Annotated in this window: 19 protein-coding genes and 1 tRNA gene; 9 read left to right on the top strand and 11 right to left on the bottom strand. The window is 64.9% G+C overall.

Annotated elements, in window-relative coordinates:
- Nucleotides 1-123 precede the first annotated feature (123 nt).
- Nucleotides 124-1,788, top strand: coding sequence for an energy-dependent translational throttle protein EttA (gene ettA / locus G4G71_RS27975; RefSeq protein WP_169941925.1), 1,665 nt, complete (start codon nt 124-126; stop codon nt 1,786-1,788).
- Nucleotides 1,789-1,844: 56 nt separating this feature from the next.
- Here ettA and G4G71_RS27970 read toward each other — a convergent pair whose 3' ends face one another.
- Nucleotides 1,845-2,141: a prefoldin domain-containing protein gene (locus G4G71_RS27970; RefSeq protein ID WP_240964850.1), complete on the bottom strand. Its 297-nt coding sequence runs from the start codon at nt 2,139-2,141 to the stop codon at nt 1,845-1,847.
- Between the two features lie 217 nt (nt 2,142-2,358).
- On the opposite strand from G4G71_RS27970, the gene gdhA reads away from it, so the two are divergent.
- The gene (gene gdhA, locus G4G71_RS27965; protein ID WP_169941924.1) at nt 2,359-3,693 is read left to right on the top strand and encodes an NADP-specific glutamate dehydrogenase; all 1,335 of its coding nucleotides are present in this window, start codon (nt 2,359-2,361) and stop codon (nt 3,691-3,693) included.
- A 361-nt stretch (nt 3,694-4,054) separates the two neighbouring features.
- Here gdhA and G4G71_RS27960 read toward each other — a convergent pair whose 3' ends face one another.
- The 6 genes from G4G71_RS27960 to G4G71_RS27935 form a co-directional block, all read right to left on the bottom strand.
- Nucleotides 4,055-5,086 (bottom strand): cytochrome-c peroxidase, encoded by a 1,032-nt coding sequence (locus tag G4G71_RS27960; protein ID WP_169941923.1) that lies wholly within the window; start codon nt 5,084-5,086, stop codon nt 4,055-4,057.
- A gap of 126 nt (nt 5,087-5,212) precedes the next feature.
- On the bottom strand, nt 5,213-5,572 hold the full coding sequence (locus G4G71_RS27955) for a hypothetical protein (RefSeq protein WP_169941922.1): 360 nt from the start codon (nt 5,570-5,572) through the stop codon (nt 5,213-5,215).
- Between the two features lie 87 nt (nt 5,573-5,659).
- Nucleotides 5,660-6,685, bottom strand: coding sequence for an RNA 3'-terminal phosphate cyclase (gene rtcA, locus G4G71_RS27950; protein WP_169941921.1), 1,026 nt, complete (start codon nt 6,683-6,685; stop codon nt 5,660-5,662).
- Between the two features lie 52 nt (nt 6,686-6,737).
- On the bottom strand, nt 6,738-7,958 hold the full coding sequence (locus tag G4G71_RS27945; protein ID WP_169941919.1) for an RtcB family protein: 1,221 nt from the start codon (nt 7,956-7,958) through the stop codon (nt 6,738-6,740).
- A 32-nt stretch (nt 7,959-7,990) separates the two neighbouring features.
- A complete protein-coding gene (locus G4G71_RS27940; RefSeq protein WP_169941917.1) occupies nt 7,991-9,133 on the bottom strand; it encodes a slipin family protein in 1,143 nt (380 codons plus the stop codon).
- Nucleotides 9,134-9,485: 352 nt separating this feature from the next.
- Nucleotides 9,486-9,558 (bottom strand) — tRNA-OTHER (locus G4G71_RS27935).
- A 285-nt stretch (nt 9,559-9,843) separates the two neighbouring features.
- Between G4G71_RS27935 and rtcR the strand changes: the two genes are divergently transcribed.
- The gene (rtcR, locus tag G4G71_RS27930) at nt 9,844-11,445 is read left to right on the top strand and encodes an RNA repair transcriptional activator RtcR (protein ID WP_169941915.1); all 1,602 of its coding nucleotides are present in this window, start codon (nt 9,844-9,846) and stop codon (nt 11,443-11,445) included.
- A 13-nt stretch (nt 11,446-11,458) separates the two neighbouring features.
- Here the strand turns inward: rtcR and G4G71_RS27925 are convergent, their stop codons facing one another.
- Nucleotides 11,459-13,324 carry an Lnb N-terminal periplasmic domain-containing protein gene (locus G4G71_RS27925; protein ID WP_169941914.1) on the bottom strand — a complete coding sequence of 622 codons (1,866 nt, stop codon included), beginning with the start codon at nt 13,322-13,324 and terminating at the stop codon, nt 11,459-11,461.
- Nucleotides 13,325-13,385: 61 nt separating this feature from the next.
- Nucleotides 13,386-13,874, bottom strand: coding sequence for a DUF3015 domain-containing protein (locus G4G71_RS27920; protein ID WP_038803701.1), 489 nt, complete (start codon nt 13,872-13,874; stop codon nt 13,386-13,388).
- Nucleotides 13,875-14,103: 229 nt separating this feature from the next.
- Here G4G71_RS27920 and G4G71_RS27915 point away from each other — a divergent pair, with 229 nt between their 5' ends.
- From G4G71_RS27915 to G4G71_RS27890, 6 genes are all read left to right on the top strand, one after another.
- The gene (locus G4G71_RS27915) at nt 14,104-14,427 is read left to right on the top strand and encodes a TraR/DksA family transcriptional regulator (protein ID WP_169941912.1); all 324 of its coding nucleotides are present in this window, start codon (nt 14,104-14,106) and stop codon (nt 14,425-14,427) included.
- Nucleotides 14,428-14,523: 96 nt separating this feature from the next.
- The gene (locus G4G71_RS27910; protein WP_169941910.1) at nt 14,524-17,052 is read left to right on the top strand and encodes a Lon protease family protein; all 2,529 of its coding nucleotides are present in this window, start codon (nt 14,524-14,526) and stop codon (nt 17,050-17,052) included.
- A gap of 141 nt (nt 17,053-17,193) precedes the next feature.
- Complete coding sequence (locus tag G4G71_RS27905; protein WP_024763074.1) at nt 17,194-17,535, top strand: PA4575 family protein; 342 nt, start codon at nt 17,194-17,196, stop codon at nt 17,533-17,535.
- 203 nt (nt 17,536-17,738) lie between these two features.
- Complete coding sequence (locus tag G4G71_RS27900; protein WP_017521628.1) at nt 17,739-18,233, top strand: TIGR00645 family protein; 495 nt, start codon at nt 17,739-17,741, stop codon at nt 18,231-18,233.
- Nucleotides 18,234-18,359: 126 nt separating this feature from the next.
- Nucleotides 18,360-18,656: a DUF6482 family protein gene (locus G4G71_RS27895; RefSeq protein ID WP_037014909.1), complete on the top strand. Its 297-nt coding sequence runs from the start codon at nt 18,360-18,362 to the stop codon at nt 18,654-18,656.
- Between the two features lie 109 nt (nt 18,657-18,765).
- Entirely contained in the window at nt 18,766-19,383 is a 618-nt protein-coding gene (locus tag G4G71_RS27890) for a BamJ family beta-barrel-assembly machinery protein (RefSeq protein WP_169941908.1), read from the top strand.
- Between the two features lie 253 nt (nt 19,384-19,636).
- On the opposite strand, the gene G4G71_RS27885 is transcribed toward G4G71_RS27890, so the two are convergent.
- Both G4G71_RS27885 and G4G71_RS27880 read right to left on the bottom strand, forming a co-directional pair.
- Nucleotides 19,637-19,861: a PA4570 family protein gene (locus tag G4G71_RS27885; RefSeq protein ID WP_045217230.1), complete on the bottom strand. Its 225-nt coding sequence runs from the start codon at nt 19,859-19,861 to the stop codon at nt 19,637-19,639.
- A gap of 170 nt (nt 19,862-20,031) precedes the next feature.
- Nucleotides 20,032-21,000: a polyprenyl synthetase family protein gene (locus G4G71_RS27880; protein ID WP_169941906.1), complete on the bottom strand. Its 969-nt coding sequence runs from the start codon at nt 20,998-21,000 to the stop codon at nt 20,032-20,034.
- Nucleotides 21,001-21,038: the final 38 nt, after the last annotated feature.

The raw sequence follows: 21,038 nt of genomic DNA, 5'->3' as shown, positions 1-21,038 counted from the left end.
GCCATTCGCGCCCTCCGGTGGCCCGCAGTGCCGCCGTTCCGGCCCCAGTGCCGGCGTCCCGGAACCTGCCGTCGCCCGTTCCGGCTGTCCCGATCACTCATTCATTCCAGAAGTCAGGTATCCATGGCTCAATACGTCTACACCATGCACCGGGTCGGCAAGGTCGTGCCGCCCAAGCGTGAAATCCTCAAGAACATCTCCCTGTCCTTCTTCCCCGGCGCCAAGATCGGCGTGCTCGGCCTGAACGGCGCGGGTAAATCCACCCTGCTGCGCATCATGGCCGGCGTCGACACCGAGATCGAAGGTGAAGCCCGCCCGATGCCAGGCATCAATGTCGGCTACCTGCCGCAGGAGCCCAGGCTCGACCCGCAGGCCACCGTGCGCGAGATCGTCGAAGAGGCCGTTGGCCAGATCAAGGCCGCCCAGGCTCGCCTGGACGAGGTCTACGCTGCCTACGCCGAGCCGGACGCCGACTTCGACGCCCTGGCCGCCGAGCAGGCCAAGCTGGAGGCCATCCTCCAGGCTTCCGACGGCCACAACCTGGAGCGTCAGCTGGAGGTCGCCGCCGACGCCCTGCGTCTGCCGGCCTGGGACGCGAAGATCGAGCACCTCTCCGGTGGCGAGAAGCGCCGCGTGGCGCTGTGTCGCCTGCTGCTGTCCGCCCCGGACATGCTGCTGCTGGACGAACCGACCAACCACCTGGACGCCGACTCCGTCGCCTGGCTGGAACACTTCCTCCACGACTTCCCGGGCACCGTGGTAGCGATCACCCACGACCGTTACTTCCTCGACAACGTCGCCGGCTGGATTCTCGAGCTGGACCGTGGCCAAGGCATCCCGTTCGAAGGCAACTACTCCGGCTGGCTGGAATCCAAGGCCAACCGCCTGGCCCAGGAAGCCAAGCAGGAAGCCTCCCACGCCAAGGCCATGAAGGCCGAACTGGAATGGGTACGCCAGGGCGCCAAGGCTCGTCAGTCCAAATCCAAGGCCCGCCTGCAGCGCTTCGAGGAACTGCAATCGCAGGAATTCCAGAAGCGCAGCGAGACCAACGAGATCTACATCCCGGCTGGTCCGCGCCTGGGCGACAAGGTCATCGAGCTGCACAACGTCACCAAGGGCTACGGCGAGCGCGTACTGATCGACAACCTGTCGCTGGCCATTCCCAAGGGCGCCATCGTTGGCGTGATCGGCGGCAACGGCGCGGGTAAATCGACCCTGTTCCGCATGCTGACCGGCAAGGAACAACCAGACTCGGGCACCATCGAGATCGGCGAAACCGTGCAGATCGCCAGCGTCGACCAGAGCCGCGAGGTGCTCGAAGGCAACAAGACCGTGTGGGAACAGGTGTCCGACGGCTTCGAGCAGATCAAGATCGGCAACTACGAAGTCCCGTCGCGCAGCTACGTCGGCCGCTTCAACTTCAAGGGCGGCGACCAGCAGAAGTTCGTCAAGGACCTCTCCGGTGGTGAGCGTGGCCGCCTGCACCTGGCCCTGACCCTGAAGCAGGGCGGCAACGTGCTGCTGCTCGACGAACCGTCCAACGACCTCGACGTGGAAACCCTGCGTGCGCTGGAAGAAGCGCTGCTGGACTTCCCCGGCGCCGCCATCGTGATTTCCCACGATCGCTGGTTCCTGGACCGCATCGCGACCCACATCCTCTCCTACGAGGACGACGGCAAGGTGACCTTCTTCGAAGGCAACTACACCGAGTTCGAAGCTGATCGCAAGAAGCGCCTGGGCGACGCTGCCTCGCAGCCGCACCGCGTGCGCTACAAGAAGCTGGCGTAAGCCGCTTCCGACTGAAAACGGGGCCTTCGGGCCCCGTTTTCATTTCTGTGCCTTATTCAGCGACTGCGCTTGAGATCGTCCAGGGCGCGCCGCTGTTCCTCCAGCTGGCGCTGCAGTGTGTCGATTTGCCGCGCCTGGTCCTGCAGCGTGCGCTGCTGTTCTTCCAGCTGCCGCGACATGCGTTGCAGGTCGTCGGTGCTGAAGTTCGACTTGTGGATCACTTCGCTATCGAATGTATCCGCGACCACCAGGGCACCGGAGTCGGTGAAGTTGCCCAGTTTCATGGCGGCCTGGGCGGGCAGGGCGAAGGCACAGGTGAGAGCGGCGAGGAGCGCGAACGGGCGTGCGTGCATCGGAATCATCCTGATGGGGTTGCGTTGTTTGAATGCAACTGTCTATTGATTTTGTATACAAAAATCTGGTTTTCTGCTGGTCCGGCAGAACTGGGATTTATATTTTTGCACCATAAAGATTCATAAAAGCGTCACGCTGCACTATCTGAGTGCGGCGTGGGTTGTTAGAGTCTGCCGGCAAAAAGCATCACATAACCAGAAAAGTACCGGTGTAGACATGACGCAATCCGTTGACTCGTTCCTCGAGCGCCTCAAGCGGCGCGACCCCGATCAGCCCGAATTCCACCAGGCGGTGGAAGAGGTGCTGCGCTCCCTCTGGCCCTTCCTCGAAGCCAACCCGCACTACCTGCAGGCCGGCATCGTCGAACGCATCGTCGAGCCCGAACGCGCGATCCTGTTCCGCGTACCGTGGGTGGACGACGCCGGGCGAGTGCGGGTCAACCGCGGTTTCCGCATCCAGATGAGCAGCGCCATCGGCCCATACAAGGGCGGCCTGCGCTTCCACCCTTCGGTCAACCTTGGCGTACTGAAGTTCCTGGCCTTCGAGCAGGTCTTCAAGAACTCCCTGACCTCGCTGCCCATGGGCGGCGGCAAGGGTGGCTCGGACTTCGATCCGAAGGGCAAGAGCGACGCCGAAGTCATGCGCTTCTGCCAGTCGTTCATGAGTGAGCTGTTCCGTCACGTTGGCGCGGACCTCGACGTGCCGGCCGGTGACATCGGCGTCGGCGCCCGCGAGATCGGCTACCTGTTCGGCCAGTACAAGCGCCTGTCCAACGAGTTCACCTCGGTGCTGACCGGCAAGGGCATGTCCTACGGCGGCAGCCTGATCCGCCCGGAAGCCACCGGCTACGGCTGCGTGTACTTCGCTCAGGAAATGCTCAAGGCTCGCGAAATCGGCTTCGACAGCCAGCGCGTGGCCATCTCCGGTTCCGGCAACGTGGCCCAGTACGCCGCGCAGAAGGTCATGGAGCTGGGCGGCAAGGTGATCTCGCTGTCCGACTCCGAAGGCACGCTGTTCTTTGAAGCTGGCCTGACCCTGGAGCAGTGGGAAGAAGTCATGGAGCTGAAGAACGTCCGTCGCGGCCGCCTCAGCGAGATGACCGGACCTGGCCTGCGCTTCATTGCCGGTGAACGTCCGTGGTCGCTCGCCTGCGACATCGCGCTGCCCTGTGCCACCCAGAACGAGTTGGACGCCAACGACGCACGCACCCTGCTGGCCAACGGCTGCATCTGCGTGGCCGAAGGCGCGAACATGCCGTCGACCCTGGAGGCCGTGGATATCTTCCTCGAGGCCGGCATCCTCTACGCGCCGGGCAAGGCTTCCAACGCCGGCGGCGTCGCCACCAGCGGCCTGGAGATGAGCCAGAACGCCATGCGCCTGCTGTGGACCGCCGGTGAAGTGGACCAGCGCCTGCACGGCATCATGCAGAACATCCACCATGCCTGCGTCGCCTACGGCGAGGAGAATGGCCGGATCAACTACGTGAAGGGCGCCAACATCGCCGGCTTCGTCAAGGTCGCCGACGCGATGCTGGCCCAGGGCGTCGTCTGACCGCTCCGCCAGCATGAAGAACGGGCCCGATGGGCCCGTTCTTCATTTCAGCCGTTGTATCGGCTGCCCTTGTAGGAGCGAGCTTGCTCGCGAACAGGCCCGGCGCGATCCGGAACGTCTGTGCCGATGCTTCTCCTCACCCCACCCTCTTCCATCGGGAGAGGGAGCCGCCCGCGCCGGCTGACGCGTAGTTACCTCCTGCACCGTTCAGTCTCTTCTCCCCCTGAGCGGGGGGGAGCAGCCAGGGCTAGGTTGAGAAGCTTTTGATCTTGTAGGAGCGGACTCCGTCCGCGATGCCGTTCGGCGCGACGCAGACCCATCGCGGACGGAGTCCGCTCCTACGCAAGCCAGGCGGCTTCGCTCAATCCACCGGTTTGGGCGTAGTTGCCGTGCTTGGCGGCAGCAGCGGGTACTCCACCTTCGGCTGCTTGCCGGTGGCGGTCTTGAGGAAGGCGACGATGTCGCCGACTTCTTCCGCGTTGAGCTGCTTGCCCAGCTGTGCGGTACCCATGATCGCCACCGCCTCTTCCAAGTCCCAGACCTGCCCGCTGTGGAAGTACGGCGCGGTCAGGGCGATGTTGCGCAGCGGCGCGGCACGGAACACGTACTGGTCGTTCTGCGTCTTGGTCACCTCGAAGCGCCCCAGGTCGCCGGTGGGCAGGATCTTGCCGTCCGGCTTCTTCACCAGCCCGAACGGGAAGTACGCCTGGCCGCCCAGGTTCACGCCGTTGTGGCAGCTGATGCAGCCGGCGCTCATGAAAGTCTGCAGGCCCTTCTTCTCCTTCGCGTCGAGGGCGGTTTCGTCGCCCTTGAGATAGAGGTCGAAGCGCGAGTCCGGGGTGATCAGGGTCGATTCGAAGGCCTGCAGCGCGCGGGCCATGTTGTCGAAGCTGACCGCCTGCTTGTCGCCGGGGAAGGCTTTTTCGAAGGAGGCGACATACTCCGGCATGCTGCGCAGCGTGGCCTCGACGTTCTTCGGCGTGTTGTGCATCTCCACCGGGTTCTGCACCGGGCCCTTGGCCTGCTCTTCCAGGTCCTTGGCGCGACCATCCCAGAACTGTGCGACGTTGAACACCGCGTTGAACACGGTGGGCGAGTTGCGTGCCCCCTTTTGCCAGGCGTGGCCGCTGGAAGCCGGTACGTTGTCCGCGCCGCCGGTGCCGATGTTATGGCAGGTGTTGCAGCTGATCACGTGGCTGGCGGACAGGCGCGGTTCGAAGAACAGTTGCCGGCCCAGCTCGATCTGGTTCGGGTCGAGCTTGTCGCTGGGCTGCTCGGGGATCGGCTTGAAGATGCTGTTGGCCTGGTCGCGCAGGGCGTCGGCATTGGCGTGCGCCGCCGCCGTGCTCACCGCCAGCAACAGGCTGCCCAGGGCCAGTTTGAAGGGCTGCATGTGGAGTCTCCTTGTCTCAGGCTTTATTGGTTTTTTCTGAGTTCAAGAAGAGGCCACTACGGGATGGTCCGGCTTGACTGAAATCAACCGGCAGAGCCTTGCAGGTGCGGGAGGTTGCCGCAGCGGTCAGTTGCCGCGCAGGGCGTGGGACAGCGCGCGGTCCTTCTCCTGTTCCCAGTCACGGTCCCGGTCGCTGTTGCGCTGCTCTTCGTACTGCTGGCGCTCCTGGCTCACGCGCATCGCCTGGCATTGCTGGAAGCCGTCGTTCCAGCCCAGGGCGTACTTCGCCTCACCGAGGTAGCGCGGCACGTTCTTGCGAAACTCACCGGTGATGGCGCCCGCGGCCTGGCGGCCACTGCCGCAGCCATCGTCGAAGCCATCAGCATAGGCTGGCGGATAGCCTTGGGTGATCAGGGATTCGTGGGTGGTTTCGCAGCCGGCGAGCAGCGCGGCGCAGAGCAGGACGAGGGCGGCGCGTGGCGCCATGGAGACTCCCGTGTGCCGGGGAGGCGGGCACACACGCCGGGCAGGGTGATTGGGCGGCACTCTATCCGGCGCTTGGTGAGGAAAGCGTCAAGCAGGCGTGATACGGATGTGCTGGCCGGTTGTCGCCCATGCCGTGCAGTCGATGCGCACCGGCAGGAAGGCTTCGACCACTGCGCGGTTGCTCAGCAGATGATCGCTCAGTACCGGCGTGGTGAAGCTGCCGCCGCCGGCCAGCGCCATGGGCAGCAGCAACTGGTCGGCGAGGTGTTCATCAACGCCGGTGCCGCTGCGGCGCCAGTCATCGGCCTGACGTAACGCCTGGCTGGCGACCCGCTCGGCGCTGACGCCGGATTGGCCGAAGGCGCAGAACACCAGGCTCAGCTCCTCGCACTCGATTTCCAGCAGCAGTGCATTGCCCGGGCCCTGATCCTCCGGCAGGCGGACGACCCGAACGGAAGCGGCGTGCCAATCCTGATGGCGCTTCACCTTCTCCAGTTCGCGCTCTGCCACGTGACCGGGAATCGCTGCCAGCAGCGCGCGGGCCGAGCGTGAGCGTTCGGCCCCCGCTTCTGGCAGATGCAGCGGTTGCAGTTCACCTGGCATCACGCGCACCGCCAGTTCGCCACCGCCCGCCGGCATGAAGCCATGGCGCAGCAGTTCGAAGTCCACCTTCGCGCCCATACGCCGCAGCAACGGCAGCCAGCTGCGCTCGATGAAGTCCGCCGGCGGTGCCAGCGGGTTGTGCGTGCCACCGCTGATCGCCAGGCTGCTCGGCCCATCGGCGAACAGCAGCGCCGGCAGCAGCGTCTGCAGCACCAGCACGGCGCTACCCGCACTGCCGATGGCGAAGCGGTAGTCACCGCCGCGAATCGCGCCGGGGCGGAAGGTCAGGCTGCGCGAACTCAGCTCGTCGCCTTCCACCGCCGCGCTGCAGATTTCCGCCGCCGCGCGCACCGCCGTCAGGTGCTGGCGCAGCAGTCCCGGCCGCGAGCGCCGGCCACGGATATTGACGATGCGCAGCACCTTGCCGGTGATCATCGACAGGCTCAGCGCGCTACGCAGAATCTGCCCGCCGCCTTCGGCGCCGTCGAGTTCGATCAGGTCCTTGTTCATTTCTCGATTCCTTGTCTTGCAGTCGAGGCGAGCGGTTTGCGCCCGACTCGCTTTATCCCTTCACACACACCACCTGACGCAGGGTATGCAGCACTTCCACCAGCTCGCGCTGGGCGTCCATCACGGCGTCGATGTCCTTGTAGGCCATGGGGATCTCATCGATCACGTCCTTGTCCTTGCGGCATTCGACGTGGGCAGTGGCGCGCACCTGGTCTTCGACGCTGAACAGTTTCTTGGCCTTGGTACGGCTCATGGTCCGGCCGGCGCCGTGGCTGCAGGAGCAGAAGGCTTCCTCGTTGCCCAGGCCGCGGACGATGAAGCTCTTGGCGCCCATCGACCCCGGAATGATGCCGAGCTGGCCCTTCTGCGCGGACACCGCGCCTTTACGCGTTACCAGTACCTCTTCGCCGAAGTGGCGTTCCTTCTGCACGTAGTTGTGGTGGCAGTTCACCGCTTCCAGGCTGGCTTCGAACGGCTTGCGGATGACCTGTCGCGCTGCGGCGATCACCGCACGCATCATCAGTTCGCGGTTCTGCCGGGCGAAGTCCTGGGCCCAACCGACGGCTTCCACGTAGTCGTCGAAGTGCTGGCTGCCTTCCTCGAAGTAGGCCAGGTCGCGGTCGGGCAGGTTGGCGATGTGCTGGCGCATATCGGCCTGGGCCAGTTCGATGAACAGGTTGCCGATGGCGTTACCCACACCGCGCGATCCGCTGTGCAGCATGAACCAGACGCGGTTGGCCTCGTCGAGGCAGACCTCGATGAAATGGTTGCCGGTCCCCAGGGTTCCCAGGTGCTTGCGGTTGTTGGTTTTCTCCAACTTCGGGTACTTGTCGGTGATCACCTTGAAGCGCCCGGCCAGCGCCTTCCAGGCACCATCGGCGTGCTCGGGCACATCTTCCCAGGCGCCCTGGTCGCGGCGGCCGAAGGTCTTGCCGTGGGGCACGGCCTTCTCGATGGCGGTACGCAGGCCGTGCAGGTTGTCCGGCAGGTCCGAAGCTACCAGCGAGGTGCGCGCTGCGATCATGCCGCAGCCGATGTCCACGCCCACGGCCGCCGGGATGATGGCGCCCTGGGTGGGAATCACGCTGCCGATGGTCGAACCCTTGCCCAGGTGCACGTCCGGCATGACCGCCATGTGTTTGAAGATGAAGGGCATCTTCGCGGTGTTCATCAGTTGCTGTTTGGCGTCTTCTTCCACCGGCACGCCCTGGGTCCAGAGCTTGATCGGTTTGCCGTTGGCGACTTCCAGCAGTTGGAAGGTTTTCTCTTTCATGTCCATTTCCTTCGTTGCCGAGCAGGCCCTTGTCAGGCCTGCTTCAGCGTTACCAGTCCATTCAATACCTGATCCAGGCCGCCGAATACCGAGATGCGGTCGATTCGTTCGGCCACCCGTTCCAGGGTTTCCAACTCCTTCAGGCGCAGGGCGGTGGGGTTGTCTTCCATCACCTTGGCCGTGTTCAGCAGCGAGCGGGTCGCCGAGGTTTCTTCGCGGCGACGGATCACGTTGGCCTGTGCGGCTTTCTCCGCTTCCACCACCTGGGCCAGCAGGGTCTTCATCTCGCCCGGCAGGATGATGTCGCGCACGCCCAGGCCGCTGACTTCGATGCCGGTGCCTTGCAGCCGCTCCTTCAAGTAGGCGCCGACCGATTCGTCTATCACCTGCTTGTTTTCCAGCAGTTCATCCAGCGTGCGCGTTCCCACCGCCGCCCGCAGACCGAATTGCAGTTCGCGGTAGAGGTGCTCCAGCGGCTTGGACAGGCTGGAAAACGCCATCAGCACATCGCTGTAACGCCAGTTGGCGGCCAGGTTCAGGCGCAGGCTCACCTTGTCACGGGTGAGGATTTCCTGCCCGCTGACTTCCAGCGCCTGGATGCGCGTATCGATCAGTTCCACGCTCACCTGGCGGTTGTAACGCCAGAAGCCGTATTGGCCGGCCGGCAGCAGTTCAATGACCGCGCCATCGACCTTCAGCACGCCGACCTGGTACGCCGGCACCAGCGTTACCAGCAGCGCCTCGGCGCCGATCACGCTGCGGCCGCGCAGGTTGCCCTGCATCTGCTGCAACAGCGACGGAGCGACGCGGTACTCCTGGCTCAGGTCGATGCACTCCAGGCGCTGCTCGGTCTGGCCCTTCCAGTACAGTTGGCGGCTGCTGGGTGCGAGGATCTCCACCAGCACACCGTCCTCGAAACGCAAGCCGGCCTCGTTCTCGGCCAGGTCCATGCGGGTGAAATAGCGTTCGACCAGCGCAGGTTCGGACTGGCGCAGGTAACCGGCCAGGCGGTGCTCGAACAACGGGGTGTTCAGGCTGAAGGTTTCCACGCTCAAGCGGTTGTACAGGTCCAGGTGGCGGTGGATACCCGGCTCGAGGATCGCCAGGAAATCGCCCTCGGAGTACAGCAGGCCACGTTCGTTCTTCTTCACGGTAAAGCGCTTCAGCAGTTTCATCTCGTTCTCTTCCTTCTTCTCTTTGTCCTTGGGTGCCGGTGTTCGCCGGCCCGTCGGGTGGCGAGGAGGGAGCCTGCGAGAGCCAGGTACTGCGGACTTCCTGTCCATTGCGCCGAATCCATCGGCCAGCACTTGCCTTGTCGCGGGCCCGGTCCTCGTACCGGGCGGGCCGGCGGTGGCTTCGGGTCCCTGGCATATCCGGCCTTCCTGGCCGCTTTGCGCCTGTCCCGTCGCCCACCGGCGGGGTGTTGCCTTCATGAGTAGCTGCCTTAACAGGGCAGTGTTCGAGCGGGAGTCGAACCCGCGACAGGCCATTCCTTCGATGGCTGCTCTACCGGACTGAGCTATCGAACGGCGCGGGCAGGATTCGAACCTGCGACGGCTCCCTCGAAGGGGAGTGCTCTACCGGGCTGAGCTACCGCGCCATCGACCGTGACTGCTGCAGCGGCATGCACGAAGCCGACACCAGGGGTGGGCTCGGGCACCGGCGGGAGTTTGAATCCCTGCCCGTGGGCTGCATCAGCGATGCGGTCGAGGGAGATATAGCGAGGGGCGTGCCAGGTTTGTTTTGGATGGGTGAGAAATATTTATAACTAACTGATAAATAACGATTTAATTATTTTCATTACATGAATATCTGATTTCTTTGGTTGGTCGGTAAGAAGATTTATAGATATCCTGAGATCGTTATTTATCTTGATGGATAAAAGATGAAAGCCAAGAAAACGGTCGCCATCGGCTTCCTCGGTTCAACCCTGGACCGCGTCGGCAAGGGCGCAGCGCGCTGGCAGAAGTGGCGGCCCACGGTCGGGCTGTGCCAGCAGCAGGATTTGCTGATCGATCGCCTGGAGCTGATCCACGGGCTGGATGCGCGGGATATCGGGCTGGCCGAGCGCATCGCCGCCGACGTGCAGCACATCTCTCCGGAAACCGAGGTGCGGCTGCAGCCGATGGCGCTGCGTAACCCGTGGGACTTCGAAGAGGTCTACGGCGCGCTGCACGATTTCGTCGGTGGCTACCGCTTCGATACCGAGCACGAGGACTACCTGGTGCACATCACCACCGGAACCCACGTCGCGCAGATCTGCTGGTTCCTCCTGACCGAGGCGCGCTACCTGCCGGCGCGGCTGGTGCAGGCCTCGCCATCGCGGCGCAAGGACGAGGCGCGGCAGCCGGAAGGGACGGTCGCGGTCATCGACCTCGACCTGTCGCGTTACGACCGCATTGCCACGCGCTTCCGCCGCGAGCAGGAGGAGAGCCTGGCTTTCCTCAAGTCCGGCATCGCCACGCGCAACGCCGAATTCAACCGTTCCATCGAACAGATCGAGCGGGTTGCCGGGCGCTCCCGCGCGCCGATGCTGCTGATCGGCCCGACCGGCGCCGGCAAGTCGTTCCTCGCTCGCCGTGTCTACGAACTCAAGCGTGCGCGGCACCAGTTCCAGGGGCGTTTCGTCGAGGTGAACTGCGCGACGTTGCGCGGTGATGGCGCGATGTCGGCGCTGTTCGGTCACATCAAGGGCGCCTTCACCGGCGCGCAGAACGCCCGTGAAGGCCTGCTGCGCGCGGCGGACGGCGGCATGCTGTTCCTCGACGAGATCGGTGAGCTGGGCCTGGACGAGCAGGCCATGCTGCTCAAGGCCATCGAGGAGAAGCGTTTCTTCCCGCTGGGCTCGGACCGCGAGGTGGGCAGCGACTTCCAGCTGATCGCCGGTACCCACCGCGACCTGCGCGAGCGCGTCGCCGAAGGGCTGTTCCGTGAGGACCTGTTTGCCCGCATCAATCTCTGGACCTTCGACCTGCCGGGCCTCGCCGGGCGCCGCGAGGATATCGAGCCGAACATCGATTTCGAGCTGGAGCGCCACGCCCGTGAGCAGGGCAGGCTGGTGCGCTTCAATCGCGAGGCGCGGATGCGCTACCTGGCCTTCGCCAATTCGCCGCAGGCACTGTGGAGCGGCAACTTCCGCGAGCTGTCGGCGTCCATCACGCGCATGGCGACCCTGGCTGACAGTGGGCGGGTCGATGAGGCGCTGGTCGAGGAAGAGATCGGCCGGTTACGGCGCTCCTGGGGCGCCACCCAGGCGGATAGCCTGCTGCAGCCCTTGCTGGGGGAGGGCGCCGAGGCGCTGGACCTGTTCGACCGCCTGCAACTGGAAGCGGTGATCGGCGTCTGCCGGCAGGCGTGCAGCCTGTCCGATGCCGGTCGTCAGCTGTTCGCCGTCTCGCGCCAGGAAAAGCAGAACCCCAACGACGCCGACCGCCTGCGCAAGTACCTGGCGCGCTTCGGCCTGGATTGGGGGTCGCTGAGGAGCTGAGGCGCGATGCGCCTCAGTAGTGGTACCAGCGCAGCTCCAGCATCACCTCGTTGCGCGGGCTGGCCTCGTGGCTGAACTCGCGTTGGGCGGACAGGCGCAGCCCCAGGTTGCGGCCCAGTTCGACCTGCTGGCCGAAGCTCAGGGTGCGGCGCACTTCGCCGTTGTGGAAGTAGTCGCCCTTGCCTTCCAGGCTGAGGTTGCCCAGCGGGTTGCTCCACAGCACGCCGGTGTCGAAGCCCATGGCCGGGGCGATGGTGGCGGCAAAGTCCTGGTTGTTCTCGATGCGAGCCGTGCCCAGGGCGTAGGCCTGCAGGTCGTCGGTCAGTTTCCAGCTGCCGCCGGCGCCGCCGTTCAGGTGGCCGACCAGGGTGTCGTGGTCGTTGTCGCTGTGCTTGCCGATCACCCGCTCCCAGCCGCCGGCGACCTGCCAGGACAGTGGTTGCAGCAGCTCGTTGCGCGGTGTCATGGAGCGGATGGTGACCAGGTCCAGTTGCTGCAGTTGCCAGCGGTTGCCTTCGTACTGGCGCAGCTTGAGCTGGCCGATCTCGATCTGTGCGCCCAGCGGGAAGCCATAGGCGTTGTCGTCGAGGTCGTGATAGGCCATGCGCAGGCCGTACTGGGCGAAGGCTTCGCCGTCGCGGCTGCCGGCGCCCAGTTGCCAGGTGCGCGACTCGTGGCCGTTCTCCGGTTGGCCGGGGCGTTCCACGTCCAGCGCTGGTGGCGGGTTGCGGTTGATCGCCTTGAGCAGGTTGTAGCTGCGCGAGGCGGTGGGCTGGTCGCGCTCCTGGCCGGTGGCGCGGTAGCGCACCAGGCGGAAGGCGGTGTCCTGCACCAGGGCCTGGCGGTCAGGGGGCAGGGCGGCGAACTCGGGGCTCTGCAGCTGGCTGTCGTCGTCGGCGATGTGTCGCGCCAGTACCTTCTCGTCGTGGCTCAGCGGTTCGCCGCGGGCCAGCAGCTCGCGCTCGCGGGAGGGGCGGTAGTCCACGCGATCGATCAGCCCGGCGTCCTTCACCGCGCGCACGGTGTCGGTGGGGATGGCGGTGAGCGGGAAGTGGTCGGTGAGCTCGGTGCCGGGACGGGCGATCTCCAGCAGCTCCAGCAGGCGGAAGGAGCAGTTCTCGTCGAAGAAGTAGTACTTGAAGCGGATCTGCTTCAGCTCCCAGACGTGCTCGACCATGCGCGCGGTTTCTTCCGGCGTCAGGTTCAGGCGGTATTCCCAGAGGTCGCGATTCTCCAGGCGGCTGTATTCGGAAAGCTTCTCGCGGTAGGGCACCAGGGCGAACAGACCGGGGTAGCCGCCCATCAGGCCCTTCCAGGCGTAGAGGATGCTGTTGTCCATGCCCTCGATGTAGGCGCCGAAGTTGAGCGCGTAGCTGAGCAGGGCGGTGTTGTCGGAGTCGACGTCGGCCTGGTCGATGCGCAGCAGGGTGTGGCCGAACATCGAGGACGGGCTGTTCAGGTAAGCGGCCGGGAACACCAGCACGGCGCTGTGCGGGTTGATGTCCCGGTACCAGGTGGTGAATTCCTTGCACTCGACCGCCGGCAGGTCATCGAGCTGCAACTGCTGGCGCAGCCAGCGGGTGCGCGCCGGGTAGACGCACTGGGCGTGCTTGTCGCCGAGGCTGGCCGGGGCGTAGAGGGCCTTCACGGTGGCGGCCAGTTCCGACTGCGGATGGTGGTCGCCGTCCTTGGCGAGAAAGAACTTCGGGTCGTCGACGAAGCTGCGCCAACCGCCGAGCTTGGCGTGTTCGTAGTGACCCAGGGCCAGCCAGTAGGGTTCGTCAGCCAGCGTCTGCAGGCGTTGTGGGTCGATCGCCGGCGAAGCCAGCAGTGGGGTGCAGGCGCACAGCGCCATCCAGGGCAACAGGCGTTTGGGCATCGAGTGGGCTACTGGAAGGGAAGGGTGAGCCCGCCCGGAGCGGGCGGGCTCGCGTTGGCCATCAGGCCTGTTCGGCGTACTTGGCCAGAGTGCTGTCCTGTTTCAGGACGGCCTGGGTGTTGGCGTAGACGTCCTCGGCGGTGACGTCGGACTTGTTGAAGATCTGGGCGAAATGCTCGTGGGTCACCTGGGCGAAGTGCGCACGGTCCTCGGGCTTCACGCCCAGCACCACGGCGTAGGTGGTCAGCGCTTCGCCGTCACCCTTGGCCATGTCTTCGGACAGCTCGTCCATCATGCTGCTGAGCACGATCATCGGCTTGCCGCCATAGGTCAGCGCGCCGTTGGTGTGGCAGCCGTTGGTGCCGGTTGTCATGCCGAAGGTGTTGTTGCCGCTGGTGCCGTTGGTGGTGGCGGCGAGGACGTGGGTCGCAGTGCCGCGCTGGCCCTTGAACAGCATGTTGCCCCAGCCGCAGCCGTCGCTGCCGGGGGCATCGGCGAGGGCACTGAGGGACGCGGTGGCGAGGAGGGTACCGAGCAGAATCCTTTTCATCTTTTTTCTCTCTTTTTGAGGTCGGGGACCGTTGATCAGTCGCTGACAGCGAAACAGCGCCTGGCCAGAGCTTTTCTCCAATGCCTTGCGGGTGTCAAGGCAACCGCTGCTGCAGGCAGTATGGCGGGTCCGGCTGAAGGGCTCGGATGACTTGCTGTTGATCGGCATCAGCGGCGGAAGTCTTGGAACCGACCACACTTGAATCAGTTCCCCTTGCGAGGATGTAGTCATGGTCGATTTCGATCCGCGGCCAGCGCTGGACCAGTTGGCGGCCGAATATTCCAAGCGTGCCGAAGCCATCCGCCGCGACCTCGGTCGCAGCCACTCGCCGGACTTCGCCGAGCAGGCCCAGCAGCGGCAGAACGATGATGTCCTGCGCGCCCTGCTGGCCGAAGCAGACGCGGGCATGCGCCTGGTAGGCATGGCGCGCCTGCGCCTGGCGGACGGCACCTACGGCGAGTGCGCGCGTTGCGGTGAAGCCATCGAGGAGCGCCGCCTGCGCGCCCTGCCAGCCGCCGAGCACTGCCTGCGCTGCGCCGACGCAGTGGACTGAAACTGTCACCAATACTGCCTTGCCAGTGGCGCGCGGGCGGCGCGAGAATGCGGACGAATCTCCGCGGCCTCGCGCCGCTCGAAGCAAGGACCTCCAATGCCCGATTCCGTTGCTGCCGGCCTGCGCCTGGCGCCCGATGAACTGACCCGCCCCTTCACTCCCGAACAGTTTCCCTTCAAGACCACCGAAGAACTGGAGCCTTTCCTGGGCGTGCTCGGACAGGAGCGCGCGGTCGAGGCGCTGCAGTTCGGCGTGGCGATGCCGCGCCCGGGTTACAACGTATTCGTCATGGGCGAGCCGGGCACCGGCCGCTTCTCTTTCGTGCAGCGCTATCTGAAGGCCGAGGGCAAGCGCCTGCCGACGCCGGCCGATTGGGTCTACGTCAACAATTTCGACGATTCGCGCGAGCCGCGCGTGATCGAGCTGCCGCCGGGCAGCGCCGCCGAATTCGGCACCGATATCGACCACCTGATCGACAACCTGCTGTCCACCTTCCCCTCGGTGTTCGAGAACCCGGCGTACCAGCAGAAGAAGAGCGCCATCGACCGCGCCTTCAACCAGCGCTACGACAAGGCCCTGGATACCGTCGAGCGCCTGGCGCTGGAGAAGGAAGTCGCCCTGTATCGCGACAGTTCCAACATCGCCTTCACCCCGATGAAGGACGGCAAGGCGCTGGATGAAGCCGAGTTTGCCCAGTTGCCGGAAGAGGAGCGCGAGCGCTTCCACGCCGACATCGCTGACCTGGAGGAACACCTCAACGAGGAGCTTTCCAGCCTGCCGCAGTGGAAGCGCGAGTCCAGCAACCAGCTGCGCCAGCTCAACGAGGAAACCATCACCCTGGCGCTGCAGCCCCTGCTGGCGCCGCTGGTGGAGAAGTACAACAACAACTCCGGGGTCAGCGCCTACCTGCAGGCCATGCAGCTCAACCTGCTGAAGACCGTGGTCGACCAGTTGGTGGACGCCGAGCGTACCGACCCGCAGCGCAAGCAGAGTCTGGAAGAGCAGTACGCGCCTAACCAGGCGATTGCCCACCACGCCACCGGTGGCGCACCGGTGGTGTTCGAGTCGCACCCGACCTACGACAACCTGTTCGGCCGCATCGAGTACGCCTCTGACCAGGGCGCGCTCTACACCAGCTATCGCCAGTTGCGTCCGGGCGCGCTGCACCGCGCCAATGGCGGCTTCCTGGTGCTCGAAGCGGAAAAAATGCTCGGCGAGCCCTTCGTCTGGGATGCGCTCAAGCGCGCCCTGCAGTCGCGCCAGCTGAAGATGGAATCGCCCCTGGCCGAACTCGGTCGCCTGACCGCCATGAGCCTGACACCCCAGGTGATCCCGCTGAACCTCAAGGTGATCATCATTGGCTCGCGGCAGATCTACTACACGCTGCAGGACCTGGATCCGGACTTCCAGGAGATGTTCCGCGTGCTGGTGGACTTCGACGAGGACATCCCGCTGGCCGAGGACAGCCTCGAACAGTTCGCCCAGCTGCTCAAGACCCGCACTTCGGAAGAGGGCCTGGCGCCGCTCACCCGTGAGGCCGTGGCGCGCCTGGCGACCTACAGTGCTCGCCTGGCCGAACACCAGGGCCGTCTTTCCGCGCGCATCGGCGACCTGTTCCAGCTGGTCAGCGAAGCGGACTTCATCCGCCAGCTGGCCGGCCAGGAAGTGACCGACCTGGGCCACATCGAGCGCGCCCTGAAGGCCAAGGAAACCCGCACCGGCCGCGTGTCGGCGCGGATTCTCGACGACATCCTCGCCGGCATCATCCTGATCGATAGCGAAGGCGCCGCAGTGGGCAAGTGCAACGGCCTGACCGTGCTGGAAGTCGGCGACTCCGCCTTCGGCATGCCGGCGCGCATCTCCGCCACCGTCTACCCGGGTGGCAGCGGCATCGTCGACATCGAGCGCGAGGTCAACCTCGGCCAGCCGATCCACTCCAAGGGCGTGATGATCCTCACCGGCTACCTCGGCAGCCGCTACGCCCAGGAATTCCCCCTGGAGATTTCTGCGAGCATTGCGCTGGAGCAGTCCTACGGCTACGTGGACGGTGACAGCGCCTCGCTGGGCGAGGTCTGCACGCTGATCTCCGCCCTGTCGCGCACGCCGCTGCGCCAATGCTTCGCCATCACCGGCTCGATCAACCAGTTTGGCGAAGTGCAGGCGGTCGGCGGGGTCAACGAGAAGATCGAAGGCTTCTTCCGCCTCTGCGAGGCTCGCGGCCTGACGGGCGAACAAGGCGTGATCATCCCGCGCGCCAACGTCGCCACCCTGATGCTCGACGAACGCGTGCTGCAGGCGGTGCGCAACGGCCAGTTCCATATCTACGCCGTGCGCCAGGCCGACGAGGCGCTGAGCCTGCTGGTCGGCGAGCCGGCGGGGGCGCCGGATGCCAAGGGCCACTTCCCCAAGGGCAGCGTCAACGCCCGTGTCGTCGAACGCCTGAAGGAAATCTCGGAGCTGGGTATGGACGAGGAAGAGAAGGAAAAACCCACCAAGGAGCCCGCAGCCGCCAAGCCCGCCAGCAAGCCGAAGGCGCCGGTAGCGAAGTCTCCTGTAGACAAAGCTCCGGTCGACCAGGCTCCGGTGAAAAAGGAGCGTGCCCGCAAGAAGAAAGACGCTGACTGAGTACGGCCAGGGCGCCGGTCGGGACATTCCACCGGCGCCATTTTCACGCCGTTGCCCGCAAGATAGCCGGATAAATCCGCACTTTCGCGTGTCAGAACCTGGGTGTAGTCTCAATCTCAGGACAACCGCGAGGGTGCCGCCATGCCGCGTAACCTCTGCCTTATCCGCCCCTGTCTGGGGCTGACCACGCGCATCGAGTGCGAGATCAGGCCGCTGGCCGGAGAGAATGGACTCTGGACCTTGTTGTGCGCCGCCGGCATGTCCGGTGCGCAGCCCACCGCCATCAAGGCGCAGGGCCCGTTCTGCGGGCCTTTCGTGGCCGAAGGTGTGCTCGAAGCGATCTCCGACTGCCTGGCCCAGCAGGGCTACATCGTTGCGGACGATCCCCCCATCTGGCAGTTGCACTTGCAAGGCGAATTGCGCCGCCTGAACGGCGAGCGTTCGCGCCATGTCGGCAACTTCCAGTTCCGCCCCGAGGGTTGAGGTCTTAAAGGCTGAGAGAGGGATTGTGCAGTCCCTGCACTATCCGCTGAAAGCCGCGGGGCGCTTGGCTGCTACGGTTTCATACCGTGGCCGCCCACCTATTTATCCACAGACATATTTATCTATAGAAAGCCGGGATAACTCGCAAAGACCATCCGCTATACTGCGGCCGCCCTTTTCCCAAGACCTCTCCTGCGAGCACCATGGAACGATTCGTCGAAAACTCCCTGTACGCCGCGCGCTGGCTGCTGGCGCCGATCTACATCGGCCTGTCGCTGGCCTTGCTGGCGCTGACCATCAAATTCTTCCAGGAAATCTTCCACATCCTGCCCAGCATCTTCAGCATCGCCGAGGCGGACCTGATCCTGGTGCTGTTGTCGCTGATCGACATGGCCCTGGTCGGTGGCCTGCTGGTGATGGTGATGTTCTCCGGCTACGAAAACTTCGTGTCGCAGCTGGATATCGACGAAGGCAAGGAAAAGCTCAGCTGGCTCGGCAAGATGGACGCCAGTTCGCTGAAGAACAAGGTGGCGGCCTCCATCGTCGCGATTTCCTCGATCCACCTGCTGCGCATCTTCATGGACGCCAAGAACATCGAAGACAACAAGCTGATGTGGTACGTGATCATGCACCTCACCTTCGTCCTCTCGGCCTTTGCCATGGGCTACCTGGACAAGGCCACGCGCCACGATCACTGAAACCCTGCTGCACCATCCACGCCGCCCGGCCGTTGCAAAACGGACGGGCGGTTGCGTTTTCACCTTGCGGTGAGCGCCTACTGGTCAAGACTTTCCGCGTGGATCAATCCGCAGGAGGTGCAGCACATGAATCTGCAGGAACTGACCAGCCGCTCCGTTGCAGGCGACATCGACGAGATCAACCTGGTGTCGCTGGAGGGCGATATCTACGTGCTGGAGGCGCGCATGGGCGCGCGCTTCTACCCGGTCCAGGACGAGGCCGGGCACGTCATCAGCGTGCGCTCCGTTGCCCATGCGCGAGAAGTGCTCCGCGCGTTACCCAACGTTCCCTTCCATCTCGTGCATGCCGTGGTGCATGACGAGATGTGCGGCATGGATGATGAGCGCGACATCGGCGCGGGCGTGACCATCCCACTGCATTAGGTTCCCGGGCGCCGGGCCCATCCCGCTGCGCGAGGCTCGCGCGGTGGGGGCGGCGGTGCATGTGTGCTAGGCTGGCGGCCCTTTTTTGAACCCCCAGCGGAGCGCCGCCATGAGCGAACTCAATCTTTCCACCGACGAAGCCCGCGTCAGCTACGGTATCGGCCGTCAGTTGGGCGACCAGCTGCGCGAGAACCCGGTTCCGGGCATGACTCTCGGCGCCATCCTCGCTGGCCTGTCCGACGCCTACGCCGGCGCCGGAAGCCGTGTTCCGGGCGAAGCCCTGTCCGCCAGCTTCCAGGTGATCCGCGAACGCATGCAGGCCGAAGCCCAGGTCAAAGCCGAAGCCGCCGCCGCCGTTGGCCGCGAGTACCTGGTGGAAAACGCCAGGCGCGAAGGCATTACTGTCCTGCCGTCCGGCCTGCAGTACGAAGTGCTGGTCAGCGGCGAAGGCGCCAAGCCGTCCCGCGAGGACACCGTGCGTACCCACTACCACGGCACCCTGGTCGATGGCACCGTCTTCGACAGCTCCTACGAGCGCGGCCAGCCGGCCGAATTCCCGGTGGGCGGCGTGATTGCCGGCTGGGTCGAGGCCCTGCAACTGATGAACGCCGGCAGCAAATGGCGCCTGCACGTACCGAGCGAGCTGGCCTATGGCGGCCAGGCCGTCGGCAGCATCCCGCCGCACAGCGTGCTGGTGTTCGATGTCGAGCTGCTGGAAATCCTCTGACTCCATGAGGGTTCACTGCGGAGTGCCATCCCTGGCCGCTCCGCAGGAAAAGGGGCGCTTCGGCGCCCCTTTGTGCATCCGCCTCCCGGGCGGCGGAGCACCGACGACGCGTCCTGCGCCGCCGCAATCTTTGCACTGCACCTGCTTTTTGTAGGACCGAGGGGGGCGCCCAGCCATTGCTCGCGAACCTCTCGGCACCGCTGCAAGGGTTGTTCGCGAGCAAGCTCGCTCCTACAGTCGTGGTTGTGGTCGACTAGCGCAGTGCGCGGGCGTAACAGAACAGGAACAGGTTGCGCACCAGCTCCTTGAGTACCAGCGGTTCGCTGGTATTGAGCTCGGACAGCTCCAGGCCGCCCTGTTCGCGCAGCTCATCCAGGGCCTCTTCCTCCAGCACCGCGCAGACTTCTCCAGTGTCCCGATGCAGAATGCGCAGGTAGGGGTGCGGGCGATCCAGCCAGGCGTCGATCATGTAGGTCATGGCGTGTTCCTCCGTGCAGACCGTTTAATGAGAATAATTCTTATTATCTCAATAGCAAGCCTGAATTGGAAAAAATTTCGCGCCGGCGACGATCTGTTGTTCCCGATCAACGGACAGGCAACAAAAAGCCCGCCGCGGCGAACCGGGGCGGGCTTTGGCGAAACGGCGGATCAGTGCGTGCGGGCGACGGCGAACTCGGCCAGCTCGATCAGCGCGGCGCGGTATTCGTTGTCCGGCAGCGCCTTCAGGCAGTCGACGGCGCGGGCGGCATACTCGCGGGCCAGGTTGGCGGTGTAGTCCAGCGCGCCGGCGGCTTCCACGGCGGCGCGGATGCCTTCCAGGTCCTGGCTGCCGCCCTGCTGGATGGCCTTGCGCACCAGCGCAGCCTGTTCCGGGGTGCCGTTGCGCATGGTGGCGATCAGCGGCAGGGTGGGCTTGCCTTCGGCGAGGTCGTCGCCGACGTTCTTGCCCAGGCTGGCGGCGTCGCCGCGGTAGTCGAGCAGGTCGTCCACCAGCTGGAAGGCGATGCCCAGAGCATCGCCGAACAGGCGCAGCGCCTCGGATTGCTCCGGCTGTGCGTTGGCCAGCGCGGCGGCGCTGTGGGTGGAGGCTTCGAAGAGCATCGCGGTCTTGCCGCGGATGACTTCCATGTAGGTTTCTTCGGTGGTGCTGGCGTCGCGTACCTTGGACAGTTGCAGCACTTCGCCTTCGGCGATCACGCGGGTGGCTTGGGAAATGATGCGCATGACCGGCATGGAGCCCAGTTCGACCATCATTTCGAAGGAGCGCGCATAGAGGAAATCGCCCACCAGCACGCTCGGCGCGTTGCCCCACTGTGCATTGGCGGTGGCGCGGCCGCGGCGCAGGCCGGAGGCGTCGACCACGTCGTCGTGCAGCAGGGTGGAGGTGTGCAGAAATTCGATGGTGGCGGCCAGCAGCTTCAGGTCATCGCCCGAATAGCCCAGGGCTTTGCCCGAGAGGAGCACCAGCAGCGGGCGAAGACGCTTGCCGCCGGCGGAGATGATGTAGTCGCCGATCTTTTCCACCAGGGGAACGCGGGAAGTGAGTTGGCGACGGATGATACCGTCGACGGCGGTGAAGTCGTCCGCCACCACGCGATAGAAAGCCTGGGGTTGCATTAAAGACAGCGCTCCTCGTAGATTGCGCGGCATGCTAG

Source organism: Pseudomonas multiresinivorans (assembly GCF_012971725.1).
In the GTDB taxonomy this organism is placed as follows: domain Bacteria; phylum Pseudomonadota; class Gammaproteobacteria; order Pseudomonadales; family Pseudomonadaceae; genus Pseudomonas; species Pseudomonas multiresinivorans.
The sequence above is the reverse complement of the archived record's forward strand: the minus strand, read 5'-3'. Positions and strand labels throughout refer to the sequence as shown.